Genomic DNA, 2782 nt, shown 5'->3' with positions numbered 1-2782 from the left:
TCCGGCCGCCGGCCGGCGGGCGCCCTGCGCCTTTGGAGCCGCCATGTCGCAATACATCTACACCATGAACCGGGTCAGCAAGACCGTGCCGCCCAAGCGCCAGATCATCAAGGACATCTCGCTGTCGTTCTTCCCCGGCGCCAAGATCGGCCTGCTCGGCCTCAACGGCGCCGGCAAGTCCACCGTGCTGAAGATCATGGCTGGCGTGGACACCGATTTCGAAGGCGAGGCGCGTCCGCAGCCCGGCACCAAGGTCGGCTACCTGGCGCAGGAGCCGGAGCTGGACCCGAACAAGACCGTGCGCGAGTCGGTCGAGGAAGGCGTGGGCGAAGTGCTGCAGGCGCAGGCCGCGCTGGAAGCGGTGTACGCCGCCTATGCCGAGGAAGGCGCCGATTTCGACGCGCTGGCCAAGGAACAGGAGCGCCTGGAGGCGATCTTGGCCGCCGGCGACGCGCACACCCTGGAGAACCAGCTCGACGTGGCCGCCGACGCGCTGCGGCTGCCGCCGTGGGACGCCAAGATCGCCAACCTGTCCGGCGGCGAGAAGCGCCGTGTGGCGCTGTGCCGGCTGCTGCTGCAGAAGCCGGACATGCTGCTGCTCGACGAACCGACCAACCACCTCGATGCCGAATCGGTGGAGTGGCTGGAACAGTTCCTGGCGCGCTACACCGGCACCGTGGTCGCGGTCACCCACGATCGCTACTTCCTCGACAACGCCGCCGAGTGGATCCTGGAACTCGACCGCGGCCGCGGCATTCCGTGGAAGGGCAACTACACCGAATGGCTGATGCAGAAGGACGAGCGCCTGAAGCAGGAAGAGAACCAGGAGAAGGCGCGGCAGAAGGCGATCCAGAAGGAACTGGAGTGGGCCCGGCAGAACGCCAAGGGCGGCCGCTCCAAGGGCAAGGCACGTCTGGCGCGCCTGGACGAACTGCAGTCGGTCGATTACCAGAAGCGCAACGAGACCAACGAAATCTTCATCCCGCCGGGCGAGCGCCTGGGCAACTCGGTGATGGAGTTCAAGAACGTCTCCAAGAAGTTCGGCGACCGCCTGCTGATCGACAACCTGTCGATGATCATCCCGCCGGGCGCCATCGTCGGCATCATCGGCCCCAACGGTGCCGGTAAGTCGACCCTGTTCAAGATGATCACCGGGCAGGAGAAGCCGGATTCGGGCGAGATCGTGGTCGGCCCGACCGTGCAGCTGTCGTACGTGGACCAGAGCCGCGACAAGCTGGAAGGCAACCACAACGTGTTCCAGGAGATTTCCGGCGGCCTGGACATCCTCAACATCAACGGCGTGGAGATCCAGTCGCGCGCCTACATCGGCCGCTTCAACTTCAAGGGCCAGGACCAGCAGAAGATGGTCGGTTCGCTGTCCGGGGGCGAGCGCGGCCGCCTGCACATGGCCAAGACCCTGCTGCAGGGCGGCAACGTGCTGCTGCTCGACGAACCGTCCAACGACCTGGACATCGAAACCCTGCGCGCGCTGGAAGACGCGCTGCTGGAGTTCCCGGGCAACACCTTCGTGATCTCGCACGATCGCTGGTTCCTGGACCGCATCGCCACCCACATCCTCGCCTTCGAGGGCGACTCGCACGTGGAGTTCTTCCAGGGCAACTACCGCGAGTACGAGGAAGACAAAAAGCGCCGCATGGGCGACGACGCCGGCCCCAAGCGCCTGCGTTTCAAGGCGCTGAAGTAAGCCGCAGCGCGTTTCTGGTAGCACCCGCCACGGCCCGCTTCGCGCGGGCCGTGCGCATTTTGGCTGACTGTCGGGTGGGGCCGCTCTCTGGCTCCGGGAGTCTGCGGGAGTCGACTGTCATACAACGGCGACACGCGAAGCGGTGCGCTTTCCGATGGCGCAATGCGTCGGGCCTGAAGTCCCTCCCACAGTGCACCCGCCGAGTTCGTTGCAAGTCCCTGTGTCGCGATGGGCCTTACCGGTAAAACCGTCGCGACTGGAGCGCTCCCACAAGCGCGTGGCACTGCACGCATGCGGAAGTGACCGCTGGGCACGCATCGCCAACGCGGGGCATCCCGGCACTACAGGTCGTAGGACAGCACGTCCTCGAAGCCGAACTTGTCGAAGTCGCGGATGCGCGAGGGATACAGGCGGCCGATCAGGTGGTCGTGCTCGTGCTGCACCACGCGGGCGTGGAAGCCCTCGGCCTCGCGCTGCAGCGGGGTGCCGTCCGGCAGCACGCCGCGGTAGCGGATGTGCCGGTAGCGCGGAATCACCGCGCGCAGTCCGGGAATGGACAGGCAGCCTTCCCAGCCATCCTCCAGGTCGTCGGACAGCGGCTCGATCTCCACGTTGGCCAGGGCGGTGCGCGGCACTGGCGGCGCATCCGGATAGCGCGCGCTGCGCTCGAAGCCGAACACCATCAGTTGCAGATCCACCGCGATCTGCGGCGCGGCCAGGCCGACGCCGCGCGCGGCGTCCATGGTCTCGAACATGTCGGCGACCAGCGCATGCAGTTGCGCGCTGTCGAAATCGGTGACCGGCGGCGCCTGGCGCAGCAGACGCGGGTCGCCCATGCGGATGATGTCGCGGATCATGTGCGGACTCCTGGCAGCGGGGAATGGCCGCGATTATCCGCCGTGGCGGCGACGCGTGCAGCGCGGGCTGCGGCCTCCCCTGCCCCGACTGCGACACGCCGCGGTGCAATCCCCGTGTTGCGGCAAAGCGCTTGGCGAATTCTGCAGATGCGAACTGTCATGCAGCCGCGACGCGCGAGGTGGCGCGCTTGCCGATGGCGCAATGCGTCGGGACTGAAGT

Annotated in this window: 2 protein-coding genes; one reads left to right on the top strand and one right to left on the bottom strand. The window is 66.9% G+C overall.

Annotated elements, in window-relative coordinates; genetic code table 11:
• The first annotated feature begins 43 nt into the window (after positions 1-43).
• Entirely contained in the window at positions 44-1705 is a 1662-nt protein-coding gene (gene ettA / locus D180_RS06815) for an energy-dependent translational throttle protein EttA (protein ID WP_010341954.1), read from the top strand.
• A gap of 341 nt (positions 1706-2046) precedes the next feature.
• Here ettA and D180_RS06810 read toward each other — a convergent pair whose 3' ends face one another.
• Positions 2047-2562 (bottom strand): peptide deformylase, encoded by a 516-nt coding sequence (locus D180_RS06810; RefSeq protein WP_017912202.1) that lies wholly within the window; start codon positions 2560-2562, stop codon positions 2047-2049.
• Positions 2563-2782: the final 220 nt, after the last annotated feature.

Origin of the sequence: Xanthomonas sp. SHU 166 (assembly GCF_000364685.1) — a bacterium.
GTDB classification, from domain to species: Bacteria; Pseudomonadota; Gammaproteobacteria; order Xanthomonadales; family Xanthomonadaceae; genus Xanthomonas_A; species Xanthomonas_A sontii.
Note: the sequence above shows the minus strand (reverse complement) of the source record. Positions and strands in the feature narration are given on the sequence as shown.